At 66.4% G+C, this 23,533-nt stretch carries 22 protein-coding genes and 1 pseudogene; 19 read left to right on the top strand and 4 right to left on the bottom strand.

Annotated elements, in window-relative coordinates:
• The first annotated feature begins 62 nt into the window (after positions 1 to 62).
• The 11 genes and pseudogenes from GQB00_RS03195 (at position 63) to cobJ (ending at position 12,674) form a co-directional block, all read left to right on the top strand.
• Complete coding sequence (locus tag GQB00_RS03195) at positions 63 to 848, top strand: CbtA family protein (protein WP_165855202.1); 786 nt, start codon at positions 63 to 65, stop codon at positions 846 to 848.
• A pseudogene (locus GQB00_RS21790) lies at positions 829 to 1,827 on the top strand (ATP-binding protein); the annotation flags it as partial. The gene GQB00_RS03195 and the pseudogene GQB00_RS21790, both read left to right, overlap by 20 nt.
• Positions 1,816 to 2,538, top strand: coding sequence for a vWA domain-containing protein (locus GQB00_RS21785; RefSeq protein WP_228276733.1), 723 nt, complete (start codon positions 1,816 to 1,818; stop codon positions 2,536 to 2,538). The pseudogene GQB00_RS21790 and the gene GQB00_RS21785, both read left to right, overlap by 12 nt.
• Complete coding sequence (cobO, locus tag GQB00_RS03185; RefSeq protein WP_165855200.1) at positions 2,535 to 3,128, top strand: cob(I)yrinic acid a,c-diamide adenosyltransferase; 594 nt, start codon at positions 2,535 to 2,537, stop codon at positions 3,126 to 3,128. The genes GQB00_RS21785 and cobO overlap by 4 nt, the downstream gene beginning before the upstream one ends.
• Positions 3,128 to 4,510: a cobyrinate a,c-diamide synthase gene (locus GQB00_RS03180; RefSeq protein ID WP_165855199.1), complete on the top strand. Its 1,383-nt coding sequence runs from the start codon at positions 3,128 to 3,130 to the stop codon at positions 4,508 to 4,510. The genes cobO and GQB00_RS03180 overlap by 1 nt, the downstream gene beginning before the upstream one ends.
• On the top strand, positions 4,498 to 5,601 hold the full coding sequence (gene cobW / locus GQB00_RS03175) for a cobalamin biosynthesis protein CobW (protein ID WP_323127276.1): 1,104 nt from the start codon (positions 4,498 to 4,500) through the stop codon (positions 5,599 to 5,601). Before GQB00_RS03180 ends, cobW begins: the two co-directional genes overlap by 13 nt.
• Positions 5,601 to 9,452 carry a cobaltochelatase subunit CobN gene (cobN, locus tag GQB00_RS03170; protein ID WP_165855197.1) on the top strand — a complete coding sequence of 1,284 codons (3,852 nt, stop codon included), beginning with the start codon at positions 5,601 to 5,603 and terminating at the stop codon, positions 9,450 to 9,452. The genes cobW and cobN overlap by 1 nt, the downstream gene beginning before the upstream one ends.
• Positions 9,442 to 10,593, top strand: a complete 1,152-nt coding sequence (locus tag GQB00_RS03165; RefSeq protein WP_165855196.1) for a cobalamin biosynthesis protein CobG — start codon at positions 9,442 to 9,444, stop codon at positions 10,591 to 10,593. The genes cobN and GQB00_RS03165 overlap by 11 nt, the downstream gene beginning before the upstream one ends.
• Positions 10,577 to 11,206, top strand: coding sequence for a precorrin-8X methylmutase (locus tag GQB00_RS03160; RefSeq protein WP_165855195.1), 630 nt, complete (start codon positions 10,577 to 10,579; stop codon positions 11,204 to 11,206). Before GQB00_RS03165 ends, GQB00_RS03160 begins: the two co-directional genes overlap by 17 nt.
• Positions 11,207 to 11,208: 2 nt before the next feature.
• Positions 11,209 to 11,928, top strand: a complete 720-nt coding sequence (gene cobI, locus GQB00_RS03155) for a precorrin-2 C(20)-methyltransferase (RefSeq protein WP_228160556.1) — start codon at positions 11,209 to 11,211, stop codon at positions 11,926 to 11,928.
• On the top strand, positions 11,925 to 12,674 hold the full coding sequence (gene cobJ, locus GQB00_RS03150) for a precorrin-3B C(17)-methyltransferase (protein WP_165855194.1): 750 nt from the start codon (positions 11,925 to 11,927) through the stop codon (positions 12,672 to 12,674). The genes cobI and cobJ overlap by 4 nt, the downstream gene beginning before the upstream one ends.
• On the opposite strand, the gene GQB00_RS03145 is transcribed toward cobJ, so the two are convergent.
• On the bottom strand, positions 12,650 to 13,396 hold the full coding sequence (locus tag GQB00_RS03145) for a cobalt-precorrin-6A reductase (protein ID WP_207950597.1): 747 nt from the start codon (positions 13,394 to 13,396) through the stop codon (positions 12,650 to 12,652). The two genes, cobJ and GQB00_RS03145, sit on opposite strands and share 25 nt — an antisense overlap.
• Position 13,397: 1 nt before the next feature.
• On the opposite strand from GQB00_RS03145, the gene cbiE reads away from it, so the two are divergent.
• From cbiE to cobF, 4 genes are read left to right on the top strand one after another with little or no spacing between them, the layout of a single operon-like run.
• Positions 13,398 to 14,603, top strand: coding sequence for a precorrin-6y C5,15-methyltransferase (decarboxylating) subunit CbiE (cbiE, locus tag GQB00_RS03140; RefSeq protein WP_165855193.1), 1,206 nt, complete (start codon positions 13,398 to 13,400; stop codon positions 14,601 to 14,603).
• Positions 14,600 to 14,965 carry a cobalamin biosynthesis protein gene (locus GQB00_RS03135; protein ID WP_111496102.1) on the top strand — a complete coding sequence of 122 codons (366 nt, stop codon included), beginning with the start codon at positions 14,600 to 14,602 and terminating at the stop codon, positions 14,963 to 14,965. Before cbiE ends, GQB00_RS03135 begins: the two co-directional genes overlap by 4 nt.
• Positions 14,962 to 15,777, top strand: coding sequence for a precorrin-4 C(11)-methyltransferase (gene cobM / locus GQB00_RS03130; RefSeq protein WP_165855192.1), 816 nt, complete (start codon positions 14,962 to 14,964; stop codon positions 15,775 to 15,777). The genes GQB00_RS03135 and cobM overlap by 4 nt, the downstream gene beginning before the upstream one ends.
• The gene (gene cobF, locus GQB00_RS03125; RefSeq protein ID WP_165855191.1) at positions 15,774 to 16,532 is read left to right on the top strand and encodes a precorrin-6A synthase (deacetylating); all 759 of its coding nucleotides are present in this window, start codon (positions 15,774 to 15,776) and stop codon (positions 16,530 to 16,532) included. Before cobM ends, cobF begins: the two co-directional genes overlap by 4 nt.
• Before the next feature lie 7 nt (positions 16,533 to 16,539).
• Here cobF and GQB00_RS03120 read toward each other — a convergent pair whose 3' ends face one another.
• The 3 genes from GQB00_RS03120 to GQB00_RS03110 all read right to left on the bottom strand — a co-directional run bounded on the left by GQB00_RS03120 (position 16,540) and on the right by GQB00_RS03110 (position 19,510).
• Positions 16,540 to 17,538, bottom strand: coding sequence for a DUF2914 domain-containing protein (locus tag GQB00_RS03120; RefSeq protein WP_165855190.1), 999 nt, complete (start codon positions 17,536 to 17,538; stop codon positions 16,540 to 16,542).
• A 261-nt stretch (positions 17,539 to 17,799) separates the two neighbouring features.
• Positions 17,800 to 18,555 carry an alpha/beta hydrolase gene (locus GQB00_RS03115; RefSeq protein WP_323127237.1) on the bottom strand — a complete coding sequence of 252 codons (756 nt, stop codon included), beginning with the start codon at positions 18,553 to 18,555 and terminating at the stop codon, positions 17,800 to 17,802.
• Complete coding sequence (locus GQB00_RS03110; protein WP_165855189.1) at positions 18,548 to 19,510, bottom strand: isopenicillin N synthase family dioxygenase; 963 nt, start codon at positions 19,508 to 19,510, stop codon at positions 18,548 to 18,550. Before GQB00_RS03110 ends, GQB00_RS03115 begins: the two co-directional genes overlap by 8 nt.
• A 413-nt stretch (positions 19,511 to 19,923) precedes the next feature.
• On the opposite strand from GQB00_RS03110, the gene GQB00_RS03105 reads away from it, so the two are divergent.
• The 4 genes from GQB00_RS03105 to GQB00_RS03090 are packed head-to-tail and all read left to right on the top strand — an operon-like array spanning position 19,924 to position 23,521.
• Positions 19,924 to 20,946, top strand: a complete 1,023-nt coding sequence (locus tag GQB00_RS03105; protein WP_165855188.1) for a DMT family transporter — start codon at positions 19,924 to 19,926, stop codon at positions 20,944 to 20,946.
• Positions 20,947 to 20,966: 20 nt separating this feature from the next.
• The gene (locus tag GQB00_RS03100) at positions 20,967 to 21,962 is read left to right on the top strand and encodes an ABC transporter substrate-binding protein (RefSeq protein ID WP_207950595.1); all 996 of its coding nucleotides are present in this window, start codon (positions 20,967 to 20,969) and stop codon (positions 21,960 to 21,962) included.
• A 34-nt stretch (positions 21,963 to 21,996) separates the two neighbouring features.
• The gene (locus tag GQB00_RS03095) at positions 21,997 to 22,752 is read left to right on the top strand and encodes an ABC transporter ATP-binding protein (protein WP_407657835.1); all 756 of its coding nucleotides are present in this window, start codon (positions 21,997 to 21,999) and stop codon (positions 22,750 to 22,752) included.
• Positions 22,730 to 23,521 carry an ABC transporter permease gene (locus GQB00_RS03090; protein ID WP_111496110.1) on the top strand — a complete coding sequence of 264 codons (792 nt, stop codon included), beginning with the start codon at positions 22,730 to 22,732 and terminating at the stop codon, positions 23,519 to 23,521. The genes GQB00_RS03095 and GQB00_RS03090 overlap by 23 nt, the downstream gene beginning before the upstream one ends.
• Positions 23,522 to 23,533 lie beyond the last annotated feature (12 nt).

Raw genomic sequence — 23,533 nt, 5'->3', positions numbered from 1 at the left:
AGTCTTCCGCAGCGCCCGGCGTTGGCACAACGACCGTTCTATTTCCTGCTGGAGGGAAATCCATGTTCCGCTCATTGATACTCAGCGCCTGCGTTATTGGCGTTGTCGCCGGTCTGGCCATGACCGCGTTTCAATCCTTTGGCGTCACACCGATCATTCTCGCGGCCGAACAGTACGAGGTCAGCGAACCGGCCGAGCCGGAAAGCGCCCATCCGCATGAGGCGGCCGGCCATACTCACGAGCACGGCCAAGCGGGCGACCATCACCACCACGGCGGTGACGAGTGGGCCCCGGCCGACGGCTTCGAGCGCACGTTCTACTCGGCGGTTTCCAACATCTGCGCCGGTATCGGTTTCGCCGCGCTGCTGCTGGTGGTCATGAATCAGCTGCGTGAACGCGGCCGCATGACGCCCAACGCCAGTCGCGGGCTCCTGCTGGGGGCGCTCGGCTTTGTCGCCGTGTTCATGGCCCCGTCGCTTGGGCTGCCGCCGGAAGTGCCGGGTGCCAGTGCCGCCGCCCTGGAATCGCGCCAGCTTTGGTGGGTTGCCACGGTACTGCTGACCGTCGCCGGACTCGGTATCCTCTTCCTGGCCGGCGGCTGGCAGCGCATCCTGGGTGTGCCGTTGTTGCTGGTGACGCACTTTTTCGTGCCCACCCACGAGGGCCCGATGTTCTCGCATCCCGATCCGGACGCCGTCACAGCGTTGAACGAGCTCCACCATCAATTCATCTGGGCAACCGGCCTCTCCAATCTGGCGTTCTGGCTCCTGATTGGCGTGCTGTGCGCGGTTACCCTCAATTACCTGTCACGGACAGGTCGCATCCATCATGAACAAGTTCCTGCCTGAGTTTCCGTTCTCGGCCGTTGTCGGCCAGGACGATCTCAAGACAGCGTTGCTGCTGAACGCCATCAACCCTCGAGTCGGTGGCGTTTTGATCAGCGGTCCCCGAGGCAGCGCCAAATCGACCCTGGCCCGGGCCCTGGCCGACATCCTGCCGCCATCGAGCGAAGGGGTTCGTCCGCCATTCGTGAACATGCCTCTGGGTACCAGCGAGGATCGCCTGATCGGCAGCCTCGACCTGAAACGCGTGCTGGCGGATCAGGACGTGGCTTTCGAACCGGGCTTGCTGGCCCGGGCGGACGGCGGCGTGCTGTACGTCGACGAAGTGAACCTGCTGCCGGACGCCCTGGTGGACCTGCTGTTGGATGCGGCTGCACGCGGCATCAACGTGGTGGAGCGGGATGGCATCAGCCACAGCCACGCGGCCCGGTTCGCCCTGATCGGCACCATGAACCCGGACGAGGGCGAATTGCGCCCGCAACTGCTCGACCGATTCGGGCTGTGCGTCGAGATGCAAGGCACCATTCCGGTGACCGACCGCATCGCCATCGTTCAGCAGCGCGAGGCGTTCGAGCGGGATCCGGACGCCTTCTGTGCCGAATTCCGGTCGCAGCAGGCCCAGCTCGGCGATCGCCTGGCCGCGGCCCGGGATCGGTTGCCGTCCGTGTCGCTCGATCATGCCGCGTATGAGTACATCGCCCAACGCTGCGAGGCGGCCGGCGTGGAAGGCCTGCGCGCGGATGTGACCTGGCATCGCGCCGCCCAGGCCCATGCCGCCTGGCGGGGCATGGATCGGGTCGAACGCGAGGATCTCGATGCGGTGGAACCCTGGGTCCTGGCGCATCGACGCACCACACCGCCGGACGAGCCGCCGACGCCACCGTCCGGCAATCGCTCGTCCGGCCCGGATACCGAAGGCGGACAGGGCAGTGCCGGTTCTGGCGAGAACCGGGGGCAGGGGCAGTGGGGCGCCATGCCGCCCCAGGCGCAGCAAACCGTTGCGACGGAGTGGGCCGTGCCAGAGATCCCGGGCGCACCGCGAGCGAAAGGGGCGACCTCAAGCCAGGCATCCCGCGACCACAGCGGCGAGCAGGCGGGGCAGCAACGCGCCCGTCGGGAAACAAGGCGCCCCGACTGGTTCGCCACCCTGGTTGCCAACCGAGGCCGCATGCCCTGGCACGATCTCAAGTTCCGCCGCGCCCGCACCGGTCAGCCGCGCCTGCACCTGGTGCTGCTCGACACATCGGCCTCCACGCTGGGCCGTGGCGCCCTGGGACGGGCCAAGGGCGTGGTCGAATCCCTGGCGCAGAAGGCCTACGCCGCGCGCGAGCAGGTGGCCGTGATGGGGTTCGGCAGTAACGGCGTAACCCCGATCCTGCCGCGTCGGCGCGCGCCCAAGCGGATGCTGGCGCAGCTGGATGCCACCGGGGGCGGCGGCGGGACGCCCATCCGCGAAGCCATTGCCCGGGCTGCCCGCCTGATCGGCCAATGGCAGCGCCGCGAGCCGGGTTTGCATATCCGCACCTACCTGATTACCGATGGGCGCACGCGCCAGCCGCTCGATGATCTCCCTACGCTAGGGGATTGCGTGGTGGTGGATACCGAACAGTCGGCCGTCAAACGCGGTCGCGGCGAACGCATTGCAGAACAACTGGGCGCGGTCTACCAGACGCTGCCCCTGATGGAGGCCTCATGACCGACAACACCCACGCCACACGCATGCAGAAAAAGAAGGACGTGGTGGACGGCCGCATCGCCAAGGCGACCGAAGAACGCGGCGTGCTGATCCTGCTCAAGGGCAATGGCAAGGGCAAAAGCAGCTCCGCCTTTGGCACGCTGGCCCGCTCCCTCGGCCACGGGCAGCAGGGCGCGGTCATCCAGTTCATCAAGGGCCGCCGCGAAACCGGTGAATACCTGTTTTTCCGCGACCACCCGAGGCTGGACTGGCACGTGATGGGCCATGGTTTCACCTGGGAAACCCAGGATCGCGAGCGCGACATTGAAGCCGCCCAGGCCGCCTGGAAAGTCGCCGAAGGTCTGCTGCAGGACCCGAACTACCACATCATCGTCTTCGACGAGATGAGCTACATGCTGAAGTACGGCTATCTGGAGCCCGAGCCCATCGTCGAGGCCCTGCGCAACCGGCCGCGTCACCAGAGTGTGATCATCACCGGGCGCACCATGGCCCAGCCGCTACAGGACATCGCCGATACCATCAGCACCGTGCAGGACGAGCGCCATGCGTTCCGGCTCGGCGTGAAGGCCCAGGCCGGGATCGAATTCTGATGAGCCGACCGGAACCCCGCACCCAAGCTGCCTGCCCGGCGGTGTTTGTTGCCGCGCCGGCGTCCGGGCAGGGCAAGACCACCGTCACCTCGGCCCTGGCGCGGATGCTGCGCAACCAGGGCAAGGTGGTGCGCGTGTTCAAGACCGGCCCGGATTACCTGGATCCCCAGGTGCTGGCCCAGGCTTCGGGCCAGCCGGTGGAGCCGCTGGATCTGTGGATGGCGGGCGAGAACGACTGTCGCCAGCGCCTGTTCGAGGCGGCCTGCGAGGCGGACCTGATCCTGATCGAAGGCGCCATGGGCCTGTTCGATGGCGAACCGTCCAGCGCCGACCTGGCCGCCCGCTTCGGGGTGCCGATGGTCATTGTCATGGACGTGAAGGGCATGGCGCAGACCGCGGCGGCTCTGGTATCCGGCATCGCTGGTTTCCGCGACGACGTGACCATTGCCGGCCTGATCGCCAACGCCTGCGGTTCCCAGCGTCACCGGGAACTGATCGAGGCGGCGCTGCCCGACGCCGTGCCGCTGCTGGCCGCTGTACCCCGCAACGCCGACATGGCGCTGCCGGAGCGCCACCTGGGGCTGGTCCAGGCCGACGAAATCCGCGACGACCTGGAAAACCGATTCGAGGCTGGCGCCCAGGCACTCATGGCCGAAGGCCTGGCAGACAAACTGCTGGCCCTGCCGCCGGTGACGTTCGAGGCTTGTCGGACCCCCGAGGCGAAACCGCCGCGCGGCCTGGAAGGGCAGGTCATCGGCGTGGCCCGGGATGCCGCATTCAGTTTTATCTACGAGGCCAACCTCGACGTGCTGAAGCGTATGGGCGCAGACATCCGCTTTTTCTCGCCGGTCCATGACTGCGAGCTGCCCGATTGCGACGCGCTCTGGCTGCCGGGCGGCTACCCGGAACTCTACGGCCCGCAGCTGTCGGCGAACGAACCCATGAAGGCGGCCATCCAGGCTTTCTTCGAGGCGGACAAGCCGATCCTCGCCGAGTGCGGCGGCCTGCTGTACTGCCTGGAAACGCTGACCGACTACGACGACGCCACCCACACCATGCTGGGCCTGCTGCCGGGTTCCGGCTGGATGCGCGGCCGCCGTGGCTGCCAGGGCATGCAAACCGCCGAGCTGCCGGAAGGCCCGGTGCGCGGCCACGCCCATCACCGCTCGGTATCCGAGGGTACGCCGGAGCCCATTGCCCACGGCCGACGGCAGCGGCACCCGGCGCCGGGCGAGGCCATTTATCGCCAGCGCCGCCTGACCGCCACTTATCTGCATCTGTTTTTCCCGAACAATCCCGAGGCGATTGCCCGGCTGCTGGGTCCGGTCCGACCGGAGCCGAGCAAGGCGGCGCCCAACCTGGAGTCTGAATCATGCAACTGAACAAGATCCCCGCCACCGTCGTCACCGGTTTTCTCGGCAGCGGCAAGACCACGCTGCTGGCCAGTATCCTGCGCCAGGTCACCGGTAAGCGCATCGCCGTGATCGTCAACGAATTCGGTGAACAGGACATCGACTCCAACCTGCTGCGCAGCTGCGCCCTGGACTGTGAAGACGCCCAGCCCGTGCAAGGCGACGACAGCGGCATCTACGAGCTGGCCAACGGCTGCATTTGCTGCACCGTGGAGGAGGAATTCCTGCCGGTGATGAAGAAACTGGTCGAGCGCCGCGACGACATCGACCACATCCTGATCGAGACCAGTGGCCTGGCACTGCCCAAGCCGCTGGTGCAGGCCTTCAACTGGCCGGAAGTGCGTCAGCACTGCACGGTGGACGCGATCATCACGGTGGTCGATGGCCCCGCGGTCGCCGCCGGCCGCTACGCCAGCGACGAAGACAAAGTCGAGGCCCAGCGCCGCGCCGACGAGAATCTGGATCACGACCCCAGCCTGCGCGAGCTGCTGGACGACCAGCTGGGCGCTGCGGACCTGGTGCTGGTCAGCAAGACCGACTTGCTGGACGGAGCCGACCGGGAGCGCGTCGAAAGTCTGATCGCACGGCAAGTGCCGGAGGCGGTGAAGACCCTGTTCATCGACCAGGCCTCCCTGGCGCAGGACGCCGCCCAACTGGAAGCCCTGATGGGCATCGGTGCCGCCAGCGAGGAGTCCATCGATGAGATCGACAATCATCACGATCGCTACCACGCCGAAGGCGCCCACCACGATCACGCCCACGACCACTTCGACTCCTGCGTGATCACGCTCGGCGAGGTGAACCCCGAGGCCCTGGACACCGCACTCCAGCAGATCCTGCGTGAGTATCCGATCTATCGCGCCAAAGGCTTCGCCGCCATCCCGGGTAAGCCGATGCGGCAGGTGGTGCAGGCGGTCGGCAAGCGCCTGGACAGCCATTTCGACCGGCTCTGGGCCCAGGATGAAGCCCGCCAGACGCAGCTGGTCATCATTGGCAAACATCTGGACCGGGACGCCCTGCAGCGCACCCTGGCCGGTGCCGAGAATGCCGCGACCGCCTGATGCACCTGTTCGCCGCCAAACCCGGAGGCTTTGTCGACGACGAGGGCATCGTCGATCTGGAGCAGAGTCCCGCGGACATCGTCATCCTCTCCGCCGCCGACAGCAGCCTGTCGGCGCTGGCGCAGGCGGTCGATCGCCTGGGCGACGGCTATCCGTCGGTCCGGCTGGCCAACTGGATGAACCTGGCCAAGCCGGCGGCCTACGACCTGTATGAAGACCGGGTGTTGGAGCACGCACGCGTGGTGGTGGTGTCACTGCTCGGTGGCAGCGGCTACTGGCAGTATGGGTTTGAGCGATTGCAGGCCTGGGCGGCGGCCCAGCCGGGGCGCCACCTGATCGTGGTGCCCGGTTGCGATGCGCCGGACGACGCCTTGCTGGAGGCATCCACTGTTGTTTTCGACGATGCCCACCGTACCTGGCGTTTTCTGCGCGAGGGCGGAGTCGATAACGCCGAGCAGTTACTGCGCTTCCTGGGTGCCCACTGCTTTGATCTGGTGCTGGAATGGCGCGAACCGAGGGCCATTCCCCACGCGCTGCTCTACGCCCCGGGTGGGCAGGGCCAGGAAGCCACCCTCAGCGAATGGCGGGCACAGCATCGCGATCAGCGACCGGTCTGCCTGCTCGTGTTCTACCGCAGTCACCTGCAGGGCGCCAACACCGCAGTGATTGACGGCCTGATCCGGGCACTGGCCGACGCCGGCCTGGACCCATTGCCAGTTGCGGTCGCCTCGCTCAAGGAAGACACCTGCGTGGCCTTCGTCAACCACCTGATCGAGCAGACCGGCGCCGGCCTGGTGGTGAACACCACCGGTTTTTCCGTCAACCGCAGCCCGGACGACACCGACGCCCTGAGCAACCTTGACGCCGACAGTCTGTTCGAGGGACGGCCCGTGGTGCTGCAGGCCATGCTCTCCAGCAGCACCGAGGAGGACTGGCTGGCGCAGAGCGGCGGCCTGCGCAGCCGCGACGTGGCGATGCAGGTGGTGCTGCCGGAAATGGACGGCCGCGTGATTACCCGGGCCATCGGCTTCAAGGCCGAGGCCCACTACAGCGATCGCTGCCAGATGTCGGTGGTGCGTCATGTGCTGCACCCGGAACGCGCCCGGTTCGTGGCGGCGCTGGCGTATCGTTTCTGTCACCTGCGGCGGACGCCGAATGCCGACAAGCGCCTGGCGCTGGTGCTGGCCAATTATCCCAACCGCGACGGTCGCATCGGGAACGGCGTGGGGCTCGATACCCCCGCCTCGACGGTGCAGATCCTGCGCGCGCTGGCCTCCGCTGGTTATCCGGTCGACGGGATTCCCGACAACGGCGACGCGCTGATCGAGGCGCTCCAGGGCGCAGTCACCAACAACCGCGATGCCCTGGATCAGCGTCCCTGCTGGCAGAGCATTGGCATCGACGAGTACCTGGCGTGGTTCCGGACCTTGCCAGAGACCCTGCAAAGCTCGATCTGGAAACGCTGGGGCGCGCCCGAGTCCGATCCCAAATGCCGCCAGGGCCGACTGATGATTGCCGGCATCCGCCTGGGCGACACGTTTGTCGGTATTCAGCCGGAACGGGATTTTATCGACGACCTGACCCAGACCTATCACGACACCGACCTGGTGCCGCCGCACAGCTACCTGGCGTTCTATTGCTGGCTGCGCGAGCACTATCAGGTCGATGCGGTGATCCACGTCGGCAAGCACGGCAACCTGGAGTGGCTGCCGGGCAAGAGCACCGCGCTGTCCGCCGACTGCTGGCCGGATGTGGCGCTGGGGCCGACGCCGCATTTCTACCCGTTCATCGTCAATGATCCGGGCGAGGGCGCCCAGGCCAAACGCCGCTCCCAGGCGGTGATCATCGACCACCTGATGCCGCCGCTGGCGCGGGCTGAACTCTACGGCGCCATGGCTGAACTGGAAGGGCTGACCGACGAGTACTACCAGGCCCTGGGCATGGACCCGCGCCGGGAGGACCTGCTGCGCCGCGAGATCGTGGGGCACCTGCGGGCCACGGGCATCGACCGCGAGCTGGCGCAGGACATCGACACCCAGTGCGACGACGCCCTGCTCAACGAGCTGGACACCTACCTGTGCGACATCAAGGAAGCGCAGATCCGCCATGGCCTGCACGTTCTGGGCACGCTGCCCGGTCCCGACAAGCTGGCGGGTACGCTGCTGGCCATCCTGCGTCTGCCACGGGGCGAGACGCCCGCGTATCGCGGCTTCCTGCACAACCTGGTGACGGATCTCGGGCTGTCGACGGGCGACAGTCCGTTCGATCCGCTGGCCGCCGACGCCTCGCCCTGGACGGGGCCGCGTCCTGGCATCCTGGCGGATCTGGATGCGTCCCCGTGGCGCACCGGGGCCGATACCCGCGAACGCCTGGAATGGCTCGGGGAACGATTGATCGCCGATTACGTGCTGGAGCCCGGCCCGCTGGAGGCACTGGCCCGCGACCTGCCGGACACCGCCGAGCAATGCCGTTACGCTCGCGACACGGTCTGGCAGGCGATCCAGCGCAGTGCGGAACTGGAAATCCAGTCGCTGCTGGACGGGCTGTCCGGCGTTTTCGTGCCGCCGGGCCCGAGTGGCGCGCCCAGTCGCGGCCGGCTCGACACACTGCCCACCGGGCGCAATTTCTTCACGGTCGACAATCGCTCGATCCCGTCACCGGCGGCCTGGCGGTTGGGGGAGAAGTCCGCCCAGGCGTTCGTCGAGCGCTACCTGCAGGACAACGGCGACTTTCCGCGCCGCCTGGGGCTGTCGATCTGGGGCACGGCCACCATGCGCACCGGCGGTGACGACATCGCCCAGGCCCTGGCGCTGATGGGCGTACGGCCGATCTGGTCGCTGGGCTCCCAGCGGGTGATCGATGTGGAAGTGATCCCCACCATGCTGTTGCAGCGCCCCCGGGTGGACGTGACGCTGCGGGTGTCCGGTTTCTTCCGCGACGCCTTTCCCAACGTCATTCGCCTGTTCGACGCCGCCGTGCGCGCCGTGGCCGACTACGAGGAGCCGGGAGAGGACAATACCGTGCGCCGGGCCATACAGGAACGGCAAGTCCAACTGCAGGATCAGGGCATGGCGCCGGACGAGGCGTTCCGCCAGGCCAGCTACCGCGTGTTCGGCAGCAGGCCGGGCGACTACGGCACCGGCCTCAACCGCCTGATCGACGGCCGCCAGTGGGACAGCGCCGACGATCTGGCCGAGGCCTACGTCAAGGCCGGTGCCTACGCCTACGGCCAGTCCGACGAAGCCGGCGTCGCCGCGCGGGACGCCTTCGAGCACCAGCTCGGCGGATTGCAGGCGGTGATGCAGAACCAGGACAACCGCGAGCACGACATTCTCGACTCGAATACCTATTACGCCTTCCAGGGCGGCATGGCCAACGCCAGTCGCGCCCTGGGCGGCGAGGCGCCCGCGATCTACCACGCCGACCACGCCAATCCGGCCAGCCCGCGCATTCGGACCCTGAACGAGGAGCTCAACCGGGTCATCCGTTCGCGGGTGCTCAATCCCAAGTGGATCAACGCCATGCGCGAACACGGCTACAAGGGTGCGTTCGAAATGGCGGCAACGGTGGATTACCTGTTCGCCTACGACGCCACCACCGATCTGGTGGCCGACTACCAGTACGCCCAGGTCACCGATGCGCTGGTGCTGGACCCGGACAATCAGCGCTTCCTGCGCGATCACAATGCATCGGCGCTGGAGGAAATGGCCGAACGGCTGCTGGAAGCCACGCAGCGCGGTTTGTGGCAAGAGCCAGGGGAGCACGCCGAGAGATTGCAGGATCTGCTGCTGGAAATCGACGAATCCAAGGAAGGTGCCGCAGCGCCGGAGGCCGCGGGTCATGGTGGCTGAGGCGCGTATCAAGGGCTGGTGCCCGGGCGCCTGGCGGCCGATGGCGTCCGGCGATGGCCTGCTGGTGCGGGTGCGGCCCTTCCACGGCCGGCTGACCCGAGACCAAGCGTTGGCACTGTGTGACGCGGCGGATGCCTACGGCTCCGGCCAGATCCAGCTCACCAACCGCGCCAACCTGCAGCTGCGCGGCGTGTCCGAGTCGGACTGGCCGGCCTTGCTGGAGGCGCTGGCCGGGCATGAGCTGGTCGATCCGGATCAAGAGGCCGAGAGCCGCCGCAACCTGATCCTGGCGCCGGACTGGGAACCCGGCGACGACACGGATCGCGCCGGTCATGCGTTCATTGAACAGATGGCGAAGTTACCGGCGCTGCCCGATAAGGTAGGATTCGCGCTCGATGCGGGACCCGCCCCCATTCTGGCGGACACTTCGGCCGACTTTCACCTGGAGCGCACGACCGAAGGCGCACTGATGGTGCGGGCGGACGGTTACTCACGGGGCCTGCCAGTCCCGGACGTGACCGAAGCCGTCACACAGCTGATCGCGCTGGCCCAGTGGTTCGTGGGCAGCGGTGGCGCGGCTGCGGGGCGCATGTGCCGTCATCGGGCGCCGTTGCCGGACTGGTCGCGCCCGACGGTCAGCCCGGCGCCGGCTCGAACGCCGCTGGCGCTGGGAGCGCATCCCGCGGGGCAGGTTTACGGACTGCCGTTTGGGCGAACCCAGACCACTGAGCTGCGCGCGGCCCTGGCTCCGGCGTCGGTCACCGGCGTGCGGGTGACGCCCTGGCGCCGACTGCTGGTGGAGGGCGCCGGTCCTGGGGGCGCCCCGGGCCTGCTGAGCGATCACCGCGATCCGCGCCTGAGCGTGGACGCCTGCCCCGGTGCCCCGGCCTGTGAACAGGCCCACGTGGCCACCGAAGCGCTCGCGGAGCGCCTGAGCGGGCGTGTCGAGGGCAATCTGCACGTCTCCGGCTGCGACAAAGGCTGCGCCCGCCGCCAACCGGCGGAGGTCTGCCTGCGCGGACGGGACGGGCGCTTTGATGTGATTTTGAACGGTCGGGCCGACGGCCAACCCGCTGCGGTCGGCCTGAGCGAAGACGACGTTATTGAATATCTGGAGAACAGGAATGCCTCACGTCTATGAGACAGACGGCCCGGCCATCTACCGGGAGTCCTTTTCCATCATCCGGCGGGAGGCCGACCTGGAGCGGTTTTCGGAGGACGAAGAAACGGTGGCGGTGCGGATGATACACGCCGCCGGCCTGGTTGAACTCGCGCCCCACGTCCATTTCCGGGGCGACGCCGTCCAGCGTGCCCGGACCGCGCTGGAGCAGGGCGCGCCGATCCTGTGCGATGCTCGCATGGTGTCCGAGGGCATTACCCGCAAGCGTCTGCCGGCGGACAACGACGTTATCTGCACCCTGCACGATGAAAGGGTGCCGGGGCTGGCCAGGGACATGCAGAACACCCGGTCGGCGGCGGCGCTGGAGCTCTGGCGTCCCTATCTCGAAGGCGCCGTGGTGGCAATCGGCAACGCACCCACCGCGCTGTTTCACCTGCTCAACATGCTGGAAGACCCGGATTGCCCGAGGCCGGCGGCGATCATCGGTTGCCCGGTGGGATTCGTGGGCGCTGCGGAGTCCAAGGAAGCCCTGTGGGAAAGCGACGCGGTGCCCTGTTGCATCGTGCGCGGCCGCCTGGGCGGCAGCGCCGTCACCGTGGCTGCCATAAACGCCATTGCCAACCGAACGGAATGACCATGGGAACCATCTACGGCGTAGGATTGGGCCCGGGTGCCCAGGACCTGATGAGCGTGCGGTCAGACCGCCTGATCCGGCAGGCCTCCCATGTGGCGTATTTCCGCAAGAAGGGCCGCACCGGCCACGCACGCAGCATCGTTGAGGGCATGCTGAGCGCCGACGCCGTCGAGCTGCCGATGGAATACCCGGTCACCACCGAGATTCCGTTCGACGACCCACGCTACAACGAGCTGTTGTCGAACTTCTACGAGGGCAGCGTCGCCCAGTTGATCGAGATTGCCCGGGCCGGACACGATGTGGTGGTCCTGTGCGAGGGCGACCCGTTTTTCTACGGCTCGTTCATGCACCTCTACACCCGTTTGCGGGACGTCGTACCGGTGTCGGTGGTGCCCGGAATCACCGGCATGTCCGCCGCCTGGACCGCCACCGGGCAGCCGATCACCTGGGGCGATGACGTTTTGACCGTCGCCATGGGAACGCTGCCGGAGGACACCCTGGCCGAGCGCATCGCCCGGACCGACGCGCTGGTGGTGATGAAGATCGGCCGCAACCTGGCCAAGGTCCGGCGGGCGCTGGCCCAGGCGGGCCGCGAGGCGGACGCCTGGCTGATCGAGTACGCGGCGATGTCGAAGGAACGGGTGATCCCGTTCGCCGAGGCGGGCGACAGCGCGCCGTATTTCTCCATCCTGGTGATTCACGGCAACGGGAGACGGCCATGAGCGGTTCGCTGGTCATCGCCGGGCTGGGGCCGGGCGCCGAGGCGTTGGTGACGCCGGAAGTGTCGGCGGCACTCGCCGAGGCCACGGATGTGGTCGGGTACGTGCCCTACGTGGAGCGCGTCGCGCCGCGCCCGGGCCTGGTGCGTCACGGTTCCGACAATCGTGAGGAAATCCGCCGCGCCGAACACGCCCTGCAGATGGCCACCGACGGTCACCGCGTGGTGGTGGTGTCGTCCGGCGACCCCGGCGTCTTTGCCATGGCCGCGGCCCTTTTCGAGGCGGTGGAGCAGGGCGATGCCGCCTGGCGCGACCTGGATATCCGGGTGCTGCCGGGGGTTTCCGCCATGCTGGCCGCCAGTGCCCGCGCCGGTGCGCCCCTGGGCCACGATTTTTGCTGCATCAACCTGTCGGACAACCTCAAGCCCTGGTCACTGATCGAAAAGCGCCTGCGCCTGGCCGCCGAAGCGGATTTCGCCATGGCGTTCTATAACCCGCGTTCGAAGTCGCGCCCGGAAGGCTTCGTGCGGACGCTGGAGATTCTGCGCCAGAGCTGCGAGCCGGAGCGACTGATCGTGTTCGCCCGGGCCGTCTCGACGCCGGATGAGCACATCCGGGTGACCACGCTCGCCGAGGCCACGCCGGAGATGGCGGACATGCGCACGCTGGTGATCGTGGGGTCCAGTCAGACCCGGCGGATCGAGCGCGACGGCGCGGCGCTGGTCTACACGCCGAGGTCGGTGTCGTGAGCCAGCCAGTCCAGCACGGCGTCGATACGGTGGGCTTCGCGGCGGGCCGGCAGCTCTGGGCGGTCGATCATCAGCACCGGGATACCGAGCTCGCGGGCAGCGACGATCTTGGAAGCCGCGCCGCTGCCACCGGCGTTCTTGCACACAACGCGCTCGATACGGTGACCACGCAGCAGCGCCCGGTCATTTGCGATGGTGAACGGTCCGCGGTCCACGGTGACCGTGTGACGGGGCAGCGGCGGTTGCGTGTCCGGCTGATCCACCAGTCGCAGCAGGTAATGGTGCTGGGGCTGACCGAGGAAAGCGTCGAGGTGCATACGGCCAATGGCCAGCATGACGCGTTGCGCCGGCCCGGCCAGGGCCTCGACGGCCGCCGGGATATCGGCCGCATGCTCCCAGTTGTCACCGGGTTCCGGCGTCCAGGGCGGACGTGTGAGGGCGATCAGATGGACTCCACTGTCGCGAGCTGCCGCAACGGCGTTGAGGCTCATCTGCCGGGCGAAGGGATGGGTTGCGTCGACCAGGTGAGAAAAGCCACCCGCGCGCAGGTGGCGCGCCAGACCGAAAGCACCGCCGAAGCCGCCCACGCGGGTGGGGATCGGCTGTTCGCGGGGCGCGGCCACCCGGCCGGCGTAGCTGAATTCAGCAGGAATGGAACGCTCGGCAAGGGCACTCGCCAGGGCGCTGGCTTCGGTGGTGCCTCCCAGAATCAGGACTTTCATGATGGCTGACGTGAACGCTCCGTGGCTGACGATCGTAGGCTGGGGCGAGAGTGGCACAAGCGGACTCTCAGCGGCAAGTCGCAACGCGCTGGAAGACGCCGACGTCGTGTTCGGCGCCAAACGCCACCTGCGGCTACTGCCCGAATTGAAAGCGAGCGTGCGGGAGTGGCCGGTCCCGTTTGCCGACGGGATTCCGCAGCTGCTGGCCGAGCGGGGCCGGCGAGTCGTCATGCTGGTGTCGGGCGATCCTTTCTGGTTCGGCGCCGGCACTACGCTGTCGAAGCACCTGGACCCGGCGGAATGGCGCGCCGAGTCGGCCCCGTCGACGTTCAGCCTGGCGGCGTCGCGTCTGGGCTGGGCGCTGGAAACCTGCCAGTGCCTGGGGCTGCACGCGAGGCCGCTGACGCGCATTCGCCCGTATCTGCAGCCCGGTCGTCGGCTGATCGTCCTGCTGCGTGACGGCGAGGCGGTGGCGGAACTGGCGAGACTTGTGGAACGGTACGGCTTCGCCGGGTCGACGCTGGCTGTCCTGGAAGCCCTGGGGGGTGATCAGGAACGCCATCGCACGCTGGCCGGTGCCGGGAGTCTACCCGACGACATCCGCCACCCGGTTGCGGTGGGCGTGGAAGTGGCGGGCGAGGGGCCCGCATTACCGCTGGTGCCGGGCCTGGCGGACGACTTCTTCGAGCACGATGGCCAGATCACGAAACAGGCGGTGCGGGCGGTGACCCTGTCGGCACTGGCGCCCCGGGCCGGTGAGCGGCTCTGGGACATCGGCACCGGCTCCGGTTCCATTGCCATCGAATGGCTGCTGGCGCATCCCGCCAACCAGGCGGTGGGCTTCGAGCGGTCGCCGGAACGGGCGGAGCGGGCCCGGCTTAACGCCCGGAACCTGGGTGTCGACTGGCTCGACGTCGCGCAAGGCGCCGCTCCCGAAGTGCTGGGGGACCGTCCCGCGCCGGACGCCGTGTTTATTGGCGGTGGTCTGTCCCAAGAGCTGCTCGATACCCTGTGGCGGGTGTTGCCGGCCGGTGTGCGTGTGGTCGCCAACGCGGTGACCCTGGAATCCGAGGCCCTGCTGGCTCACTGGCAGCAAGAGCAGGGCGGCGAGCTGCTGCGGCTGGAATTGGCCGCCGCCGCGCCCATCGGCGGCCGACGGGGCTGGAAAGCCAGTTACCCCATCGTCCAGTGGCGCACCGTTCGATGAACGTGGCGGGTTTCGGCTTTCGTCGCGCTGCCCCGATGGAGTCACTGGCCGAGGCCCTGGCGCAGGTTCGTCAACGCCATGGCCCGGTTGACTGTCTGGCCGCGGCAGAGTCCATGTTGGCGGCGGTGCAGGGGCTGGCCGAGTCCGAAGGACTGCGGGTGATCGCCGTGCCGGATGCGATGCTGGCGGATGCGACTACCCTGACCCAATCGCCCCGCAGCCTGGAAACACGTGGCACCGGCAGTGTCGCCGAAGCGGTCGCCCTGCTGGCCGCCGGGCAGAACGCCAAATTACTGGGTCCCCGGGTGATCTCGGAGGACCGGCAAGCCACCTGCGCGGTGGCCCAAGGAGACACTCCATGACCGTACATTTTATTGGCGCCGGCCCCGGCGCGCCGGATCTGCTGACCCTGCGCGGCCGCGACCTGATCGCCGCCTGCCCGGTGTGCCTCTACGCCGGGTCGCTGGTGCCCGAAGACATCCTGGCGCATTGCCCGGCGGACGCCCGGATCATCAATACCGCGCCCCTGTCGCTGGACGAGATCATCGACGAGATTCGCCGCGCCCACGAAGCGGGGCAGGATGTGGCACGACTGCACTCCGGTGACCTGTCGGTCTGGTCCGCCCTGGGCGAACAGTTGCGTCGCCTGCGGGCACTCGACATTCCCTACGACGTGACGCCGGGTGTGCCGTCCTTTGCCGCGGCGGCGGCCACGCTAGGCCAGGAGTTGACGCTGCCCGGCGTCGCCCAGTCCGTGGTCCTGACCCGTACGCCGGGCCGCGCCAGCGCCATGCCGATGGGCGAGACCCTGGCCAACTTCGCCCGTACCGGCGCCACCCTGGCGATTCACCTGTCGATCCATAATCTGGAGCAGGTGGTGGCCGACCTCGCTCCGCATTACGGTGTCCAGTGTCCTGTGGCGATTGTCTGGCGCGCGAGCTGGCCGGACGAGCAGGTGGTGCGTTCCACGCTCGGCGAAGTAGCCGGGGCTTGGGATGCCGGTATGAACCGCACCGCGCTGATTCTGGTCGGACCGGCTCTGGCCGCGGACGATTTCGTGGAGAGTGCCCTGTATTCCGCCGGCTATGATCGTCGCTTCCGTCCGCAATCGTCGGACTCGCCGTTTGCCGGCACTGGTGCGAGCGGCGCCAACCCGCCGGAGGGCTCCGCATGATCCAGCTGTCCCTGATCGGCATTGGCACCGGCAACCCGGATCACGTCACACTGGCGGCGGTAAAAGCCCTGAATCGGGCCGACCTGATCCTCCTGCCGCGCAAAGGGGAAGCCAAGTCGGATCTGGTGGATCTGCGGCGCCTGCTGTGCGATCAGTTGCTGGAAGCTTCTTCAGAGACGCGCATCGTCGAGTTCGACCTGCCCAGGCGTGACGGCGAGCGCGATTACCTGAGCGCCGTCGACGACTGGCATGCGGCCATCGCGGCTGTCTGGGGCCGTCTCATCGAACAGCACCTGCCGGACGGCGGTCGGGTGGGGATGCTGATCTGGGGCGATCCGTCCCTTTACGACAGCAGCCTGCGCATCGCCGATCGCCTGCAATCAGGGCATGGAACGGTGGACGTGGTGCCGGGGATTACCAGCCTGCAGGTGCTGACCGCCGAACACCGCATCCCGCTCAACACCCTGGCGGAGCCGGTGCAGATTACGACTGGCCGACGTCTGCGGGAACGGGGCTGGCCGACGGATGCAGCGTCGGTAGCCGTGATGCTGGACAGCGGCGGGGCGTTCGAGTCCCTGCTTCCAGGCGAGGACCTGCACATCTGGTGGGGCGCTTACCTGGGGATGGACAAGCAGTGCCTGATCGACGGCCCCTTGGCCGACGTCAGCGACGCCATCCTGACCCGCCGAGCCGCGTTACGCGAGCAGCACGGCTGGATCATGGACATCTATCTGCTGGTGCGTCGTCCCGGCTGACCGGGGCCTATTCGGTGACCCGGAAGTAGCCGATACCCAGCACCTCGCCGCTGTCGGTCACCGTTTCCACGTGCCAGTCGCCCAGCATCTGGCGATTGATGCGTTTGCTGCTGGAGGCGCGCATGCTGTCCAGGAACGCATCGATCTCCACCCGCGCCATGCGCTCGTCGCCACGGTACCAGTCGTGATACACGGTCCTGCCTTTCAGGCCCCGCCACTCGTTGAAGTAGTACACCCGAATCAGGTCCTCCGAGCCCATCCGGACCGTCATGGGCATCACATCGGTGGGTTCGCGACCGTCAAGCGCCGATGTGAGCTGGGCCCGTGCCAAGTGATCGGAGGCGATCTCCACGTAGCTGTTGCCGTTGGCAGCAGAGCCCTCAGCCATCGACTCGGAATCAGCCATGGACTCCGCATCGGCCGTCGATTCCGGTGTGGCCTGCGGCTCCGGGGCAGCAGGCGCGTCATCGGATGGCGCCGCCGCGGCCGGATCGTCGATCACGTTCTCCGGTGGTAACGTCTCGTCAATGTCCGGCTGGGCTTCGATGCCGTCGTCGTTGGTGCTGGCGCTATCGGAGCCGCTGGCCGCAGCAACATCCGGGGCTGAGCTTTGCTCGGGCGACCCGGCGCTTTCGCTTACAGGATCCACGTCGCGAACGTCAGGTGTTGCCTCCGCCGGGACCTCTGCGGGCATCTCGACCGGCTCCGGCTTAAAGTAGAACTTGGGGCCGTCGGACTCAGGCGGCGACGCTTCGGAGGCGCTCTGGCTATCCGGCTGCTCCCGTTCCTGCACCTGCCCGGCGGCCACCAGGCGCTCCTGGATGGGATCATCCCCGCCACTGCCGAGCCAGGACCAGAGGTAGAGCCCCAGTCCCACCAGGACCACGGCGGCAATCACCAGGAAGACCAGGATTCGGCCCCAATGGTAGACCACCACCTCCTGGGCGGGATTGCTCCGGTCGCGGGCTACCGCCCGAATGCGCAAGTTGTCGCTCTTTTCTTTCATGCCGCGTTTTTCGTCCGTTGGTTGGCTGCCGCTGGTCTTTGAGGGCTCTATGATCTTTAAGGGGTCTAATAGTAGAGCGCAGTTGGAGCCTTGGATAGAGCGCGGCCTGCGATAGTCACCGCGAAATGCCCTTGAGCCCGCGCCATACGGGGCCCGGTCACTGGATTGCGATACGGAAAGGATTGGATGGGGCGGAAAGGAACAGGGCGCCACCGGTTAGAACCCGACGGATATCAGGGCGCCCCAGAAACGGAGGCGCCGCTATGTGGGTTTGGGCAGTGCCTCGACGAACTCCAGAATGGCGTTAGCCACCGCCTCCGGTGCGGAAGCCTGGGGGAAGTGCCCGGTGTCCAGTGTGACCCGTCGTGCCCCGGGTACGCGTGCCTGCATCTCCCGCTGCACTTCGAGTATCACCGAACGGTCCTGCGCCGCCTCGATGTAGAGTCGCGGCAGACGGCCGAAGCGACCGGCGCTCCAGGTCGGCACCATGGCGCGGCCGGACTCCGGCTGGGGCGTCAGTCGCGCTGCCAGCGTTGAGGCGTCTTCAACCGGTAAATCCTGCAGAAAAATGTCCAGGGCTGCTGCTTCCGGGACCGCGCTGACGGTTCCCTCTTCGGACCAGTCCAGGTGAGGGCCGATGCCGGCGGCGTGGGGAAGGCGTTGCTGGACCGGCTTGACCAGATCAGCAAAACCGGTGCCGCTGGGCAGCATCATCCCGGCGATAAAGACCACGCCATACACCTGATCGACGAGGGCTTCCGCCACCTGGGTGGCGACGACACCGCCGCCGGAGTGACCGACCAGCACCACCTTGGCCGACCCAATCGCCGTGCTCACGACATCGACGAAGTTCTCCAGGGTGGCCGGACCCGGTGTCTGTCCATTGCCCGGCAAATCGACGGCGAGGGTGGGGTAGCCGGCGGCGTTCAGCAAGGGCTCGACCCGGCTCCAGCCCCAACTGCCGGCCCAGGCACCATGAATCAGCACCATCGTCGGTTTTGACGGCATCTCAGGCATAGGTTCTCCGGTACATTTCGCGCATGTGATCGGCCACGGTGGTGGGCGGATATTTGGGCGATTCGCCCTGGTCGAGGCAATTTTCCAGGCAACGCACTTCGTGCCCCAATCGACCGCTGTAGAAGAAAGGCACCGAGTAGCGTTCGCGGCCGGACGTATTGACGACGCGATGCAGTGTCGAGCGGTAACGGTCATTGGTCCAGCGCGCCACCATATCGCCCAGGTTGACGACGAAGGTTCCGGGGATCGGGTCCACCGGCAGCCAGCGCTCGTTGCGGATGTCCCAGACCTGCAGGCCGGGGTTGTCATCAAGCAGCAGGATCGTAATGCCGCCGAAATCGGTGTGCGCGCCGCAGCCTTTTTCGCCCGGCTCCGGCTTTTCCGGTTGCTGCGGATAGTGCAACAGGCGCAGCGTGGCCAGCGGTTCCCGGCAGAAATCGTCGAAATAGGTCTCCGGCAGCTCCAGCGACAGGGCCAGCCCGCGCATGATGCGCTCGCTCAGTACGGTCAGGGCCTCGAAGTATTCGGTCATGGCCGCACGGAAGTCCGGCACATCCTCCGGCCACAGGTTCGGCCCGATGTTGAATTCGCCGTTCAGGGCGCGCGGGTCATCGGCAGGCACGTCCTCACCGATATAAAAGCCCTCCTTCAGGTCCGGCGGAGTGCCGGGTTCCAGAGTTTGCCCACGCAGTGGCTCGTAACCACGGTTTGCCGGCGATTGGGCCTTGTCCACCTGGTTCTTGATATCGAGCGGCTGATCGAAGAAAGCCCGGGAGGCGGCGAAGACCCGCTCGATCAGCGCCGGGTTTATGCCGTGGTTGGACACATAGAAGAAGCCGGTCTCCAGGCAGGCCTCGCGTAGGGAAGTCGCTAGGTGGCTTGCCTGTTCCGGCGACAGATCAATGATCGGTACCGCGCTGGCCGGGCCGCCTGTGTTTTCGGGACTAACGTTCATAACGCCTCCGGTAATTTCCTGAACAAATAGTCAGGAAAACCATACATAAAGCGTGCCATTCCTGACCGAATGGACAACTTGGCGAACACTCGATTCTTGCAAACCGGCCGGTGAGGCGATCAGTGCACCTGGAACCCATAGGGTGCAATCGACTTTCAGAATGTCTCATTTCGGTGCGTTTTGGTCATCTACCAGTGCGGAAAAGGCGGTGGTGCGGTCCATTGGAACTGGCACCTCGATTGCATTCGAAAAATGCTGAATATCTGGTCAGGTTATTTTTAAGTCCGCCTGTGGCTTCGAAATACCAGGCCTCAAATAGCGACGTAAAGTTGGCCAAACGGGCAAGTGAGTAAAGACCGGTGGCCGTTGCAGAGGCCAGCGAACCAGCGTCGTAACCGTGTTGGATGAGAGCTATGCCAGGATCACGCCATTCGGCGAATAAGCAGCAGGGCCATGCCGTCTACCGTTGGGGGATCGGCTATGCCTTGCTGGCTTTTACGGCGCTGGGGTGGGGCTGCAACTTTCCGGTGCTTAAGCTCGGGCTGGCCCAGAGCCCTCCGTTGATTTACACCGTGCTGCGTATGTCCCTGGGCTTTTCGACGATGCTGCTAATCGCGTTCCTGTCCGGGAATCTGCGCATGCCGCATCGACGTGACTGGCCGGTGGTGCTGTCAGTGGGCGTGCTCCAGAACATGGGCTTTATCACGCTGGTGACCCTGGGGCTGCAGTACCTGCCGGCCGGACGGGCTGTGATCCTGGCGTACACCACGCCCATCTGGGTCGTGCCCGCCGCCGCGCTGTTCCTGGGTGAGCGTCTGTCGCTGCCGAAGGCGCTTGGCGTTGGTCTGGGGCTGGCGGGTCTGCTGACCATCGTCAATCCGCTGGCCATTGCCCTGATTGACGCCGAAACGCTGAAAGGCATCGGGCTGATTGTCGCCGGGACCATCGTCTGGACGGCGGGGCTGGTGCACGTCCGGCGCCATCACTGGCACGGCGATGTGGTGTCCCTGATTCCCTGGCAGATCGGCTTGTCGCTGCTGTCGCTCACGCCGCTGGCACTCGCCCTGGAAGACCTGTCCGACGTTCAATGGAGCGCCGCTTTTGGCTGGAATGTCCTGTTCAGCGGCGCCATCGCCTCGGGACTGTGCGTGGCTGCGCAGGTCGGCGCAATGCGCTCCCTGCCGGCGGTGACCCTGTCCCTCAATTCAGCGGCGGTGCCCGCGGTTGGCATTGTCGCCTCTTTCTTCCTGCTCGGCGAATCGCCGTCGTTCACCGATCTCACCGGTTTCCTGCTGATCGCATCCGGCATTGTCCTGGTTGGACTGGCGGATCGTCGGCAGGCCTTGCGAGGGCGTGCCCGTCTGGCCGCGCCCGAACGATCCATAACGACATCAACAAACAAAGCAACAACGCAATCAACGACCAAAGCAACCTAGACCCTGACTGGAGCCTGGACATGATGATGAAGAGTTCCCGAATGCTGGTGTTGGCCGCCGCCCTGAGCGGCAGTGGGATGGCCGCCGCGGCGGACAAAGTGGTGTTTCAGCTGGACTGGCTGCCGGGCGGTGACAAGGCGCCCGTGTACGTCGGTATCCAGGAAGGCTACTTCGCCGACGAAGACCTGGAGGTGAGCATTGCCAGTGGCCGCGGGTCCACCGACGCGGTGACCAAGATGGCGACCGGCCAATCGGACATCGGCAGCGCGGATATCGGCGCCCTGATGGCGGCAAAAGCCCAGGATGACGTGCCCGTCAGCGCGGTCTATCCGCTGTTCACGCAGGCACCGCACGCCTTTTTTGTGCTGGACGACAGCGACATCGAGTCCATTACCGATATCAAAGGCAAGAAGGTCGCCACATCGCCGTTCACGTCTTCCAATGCCTTTCTGCCCATCGTGCTGAAAGAAAACGGCATGGCACCCGACGCGGTGACCCTGACCAAGACGGATCCCGGCGCGCTGGGCCCCATGCTGATGACCGGCAACACCGACGCCATCATCGCCTGGGTCACCAATGTGGCGCTGTTCCAGAGCCAGGCCGCCGACGCTGGCAAGGCCATCCGCGTGCTGCCCTGGTCGGAAGCCGGCCTGGAACTCTACAGCTCGGCCATCCTGGCCAGCGACCGCTTCCTGGAGGAGCGACCGGACGTAGCCAAGCGTTTTCTGAAGGCGTTCGCCAAATCCGTCGCCTTCACCCGGGATAACCCGGAGCAGGCGGGTGAGGACCTTCACGCCATGGTTGCCGAAGTCGACCCGGCGGTCGCGGCCGGCCAGATCCGCGACACCATGAAGCTGGTCTTCAACGACGCCACCGAGCAGGACGGCGTGGGCGTGTTCGCACCGGAACGTATCGCGGCGACCTGGAGTTATGTGGCCGAGGCCAACGACCTGTCGGAATCCTCCCTGGACCCGGAAACCTCCGTCAACCGCGGCTTTGCCCCGGAGCCGAAGTAACATGACCCAGCAACATGAACGCGCCTTCGTGAAGATGGACGGGGTCGGGCATCGCTACGACCCCAGCCCGGACGCACCCATGGCGGTACGTGACATCAATCTGGAAATCCACCGTCACGAATTCGTGGCGGTGGTGGGGCCCTCCGGCTGCGGCAAGTCGACGCTGCTGCGCATGGTATCGGGCCTGCTGATCCCCAGCGACGGGGAGGTCAGCGTGTTCGGCAAAACCGTGAACGGCCCCCGTGATGACGTCGGCATCGTGTTCCAGAAGCCGACGCTGCTGCCGTGGCTCACGGTGCGCAAGAACATCCTGTTCCCGCTCAAGCACAAGTACGGCAGTTACAGTCGCATCGACGAGAAGCGTGCCGAAGAACTGCTGGCGATCGCGGGGCTCGAGGCCTTCGCCGACAAGATGCCGGACGAGCTGTCCGGCGGGATGCAGCAGCGAGTGGGGATCGTTCGGGCGTTACTGCTCAATCCCGACATCCTGCTGATGGACGAGCCTTTCTCGGCCCTGGATGCCATGACTCGCGAACAGATCGGCTTCGACCTGCTCAAGATCTGGAGCGAGCAGCCCAAAACCGTGCTGTTCATCACGCACTCCATCTCCGAGGCGGTGCTGCTGGCGGACCGGGTGCTGGTCATGAGCAAACGCCCAGGCTCCGTGCTTGATCTGATCGACGTTGACCTGCCGCGCCCGCGCAGCGCGGACACCATCAGGGAACCCCGTTTCAGCGACCTGACCGACCGCATAAGGAAGCATATCTATGAACCCGAAGCAGCCGTCTGACATGAGGTTTCGCCAGCCGCTGATGCGGGTTGCCCCCGGTCTCTTCTTCGTAGGCCTGATCCTGGCCTGGGAGCTGGTCTGCCGTCTGGCGCAGCTGCCGGCGTTTGTCCTGCCGGCGCCGTCGGCGATCTTCCAGGCTTTTCTGGACGTGGACTTCAGCCGTTGGATGACCCACCTGTGGGCCACCTTGCGGGTGGCGCTGATGGGCTTCGCCATTTCGATCGCCATCAGCATTCCGATCGCCATCGCCATGATGCGCTCGGAACTGTTGTCCCGGACGCTGTACCCACTGCTGGTGGTGATCCAGTCCACGCCGGTGGTGGCGGTGGCGCCGCTGATCATCGTGCTGATGGGCTCCGACGACCCGTCGCGGGTGCTGATCACCTGTCTGCTGACGTTCTTCCCGCTGGTGGTGTCCACCGCAACCGGGATCAACGAGACGCCGGCGGAACTGATCGAGCTGAGCCGGTCGCTGGATGCGCCGATCCGCCGGGAGACCTGGCAGATCCGCATTCCCTACGCCATCCCTCACATCTTTGCCGGTCTGAAAGTCGCCATCACCCTGGCGATTATCGGTGCCGTCGTGGCGGAGTTTGTCGCGGCGGAAGAGGGGCTGGGCTATTTCATCCAGTTCTCCACGTCCTTCTTCAAGATTCCCCAGGCGTTTGCCGGCCTGTTCTTCCTGGCGATTGTCAGTCTGCTGCTTTTCAAATCCGTGCAGTGGGTGCAGCAGGCCTTCTTTGGCTGGAGCCTTCCCAAAAAGAAGTAGTGTCTTGTTAAA

It is taken from the genome of Marinobacter sp. JSM 1782161, from assembly GCF_011421605.1.
GTDB classification, from domain to species: Bacteria; Pseudomonadota; Gammaproteobacteria; order Pseudomonadales; family Oleiphilaceae; genus Marinobacter_A; species Marinobacter_A bohaiensis.
This window is presented reverse-complemented; position numbering and strand designations above follow the sequence as displayed.

Excerpts from the sequence above, each read along its gene's own strand:
- GQB00_RS03195 (WP_165855202.1), top strand. The coding sequence starts at position 63 with ATGTTCCGCTCATTGATACTCAGCGCCTGCGTTATTGGCGTTGTCGCC.
- GQB00_RS21785 (WP_228276733.1), top strand. The coding sequence starts at position 1,816 with ATGCCGCCCCAGGCGCAGCAAACCGTTGCGACGGAGTGGGCCGTGCCA.
- cobO (WP_165855200.1), top strand. The coding sequence starts at position 2,535 with ATGACCGACAACACCCACGCCACACGCATGCAGAAAAAGAAGGACGTG.
- GQB00_RS03180 (WP_165855199.1), top strand. The coding sequence starts at position 3,128 with ATGAGCCGACCGGAACCCCGCACCCAAGCTGCCTGCCCGGCGGTGTTT.
- cobN (WP_165855197.1), top strand. The coding sequence starts at position 5,601 with ATGCACCTGTTCGCCGCCAAACCCGGAGGCTTTGTCGACGACGAGGGC.
- GQB00_RS03165 (WP_165855196.1), top strand. The coding sequence starts at position 9,442 with ATGGTGGCTGAGGCGCGTATCAAGGGCTGGTGCCCGGGCGCCTGGCGG.
- GQB00_RS03160 (WP_165855195.1), top strand. The coding sequence starts at position 10,577 with ATGCCTCACGTCTATGAGACAGACGGCCCGGCCATCTACCGGGAGTCC.
- cobI (WP_228160556.1), top strand. The coding sequence starts at position 11,209 with ATGGGAACCATCTACGGCGTAGGATTGGGCCCGGGTGCCCAGGACCTG.
- cobJ (WP_165855194.1), top strand. The coding sequence starts at position 11,925 with ATGAGCGGTTCGCTGGTCATCGCCGGGCTGGGGCCGGGCGCCGAGGCG.
- GQB00_RS03145 (WP_207950597.1), bottom strand. The coding sequence starts at position 13,396 with ATGAAAGTCCTGATTCTGGGAGGCACCACCGAAGCCAGCGCCCTGGCG.
- cbiE (WP_165855193.1), top strand. The coding sequence starts at position 13,398 with ATGGCTGACGTGAACGCTCCGTGGCTGACGATCGTAGGCTGGGGCGAG.
- GQB00_RS03135 (WP_111496102.1), top strand. The coding sequence starts at position 14,600 with ATGAACGTGGCGGGTTTCGGCTTTCGTCGCGCTGCCCCGATGGAGTCA.
- cobM (WP_165855192.1), top strand. The coding sequence starts at position 14,962 with ATGACCGTACATTTTATTGGCGCCGGCCCCGGCGCGCCGGATCTGCTG.
- cobF (WP_165855191.1), top strand. The coding sequence starts at position 15,774 with ATGATCCAGCTGTCCCTGATCGGCATTGGCACCGGCAACCCGGATCAC.
- GQB00_RS03120 (WP_165855190.1), bottom strand. The coding sequence starts at position 17,538 with ATGAAAGAAAAGAGCGACAACTTGCGCATTCGGGCGGTAGCCCGCGAC.
- GQB00_RS03115 (WP_323127237.1), bottom strand. The coding sequence starts at position 18,555 with ATGCCTGAGATGCCGTCAAAACCGACGATGGTGCTGATTCATGGTGCC.
- GQB00_RS03110 (WP_165855189.1), bottom strand. The coding sequence starts at position 19,510 with ATGAACGTTAGTCCCGAAAACACAGGCGGCCCGGCCAGCGCGGTACCG.
- GQB00_RS03105 (WP_165855188.1), top strand. The coding sequence starts at position 19,924 with ATGCCAGGATCACGCCATTCGGCGAATAAGCAGCAGGGCCATGCCGTC.
- GQB00_RS03100 (WP_207950595.1), top strand. The coding sequence starts at position 20,967 with ATGATGATGAAGAGTTCCCGAATGCTGGTGTTGGCCGCCGCCCTGAGC.
- GQB00_RS03095 (WP_407657835.1), top strand. The coding sequence starts at position 21,997 with ATGGACGGGGTCGGGCATCGCTACGACCCCAGCCCGGACGCACCCATG.
- GQB00_RS03090 (WP_111496110.1), top strand. The coding sequence starts at position 22,730 with ATGAACCCGAAGCAGCCGTCTGACATGAGGTTTCGCCAGCCGCTGATG.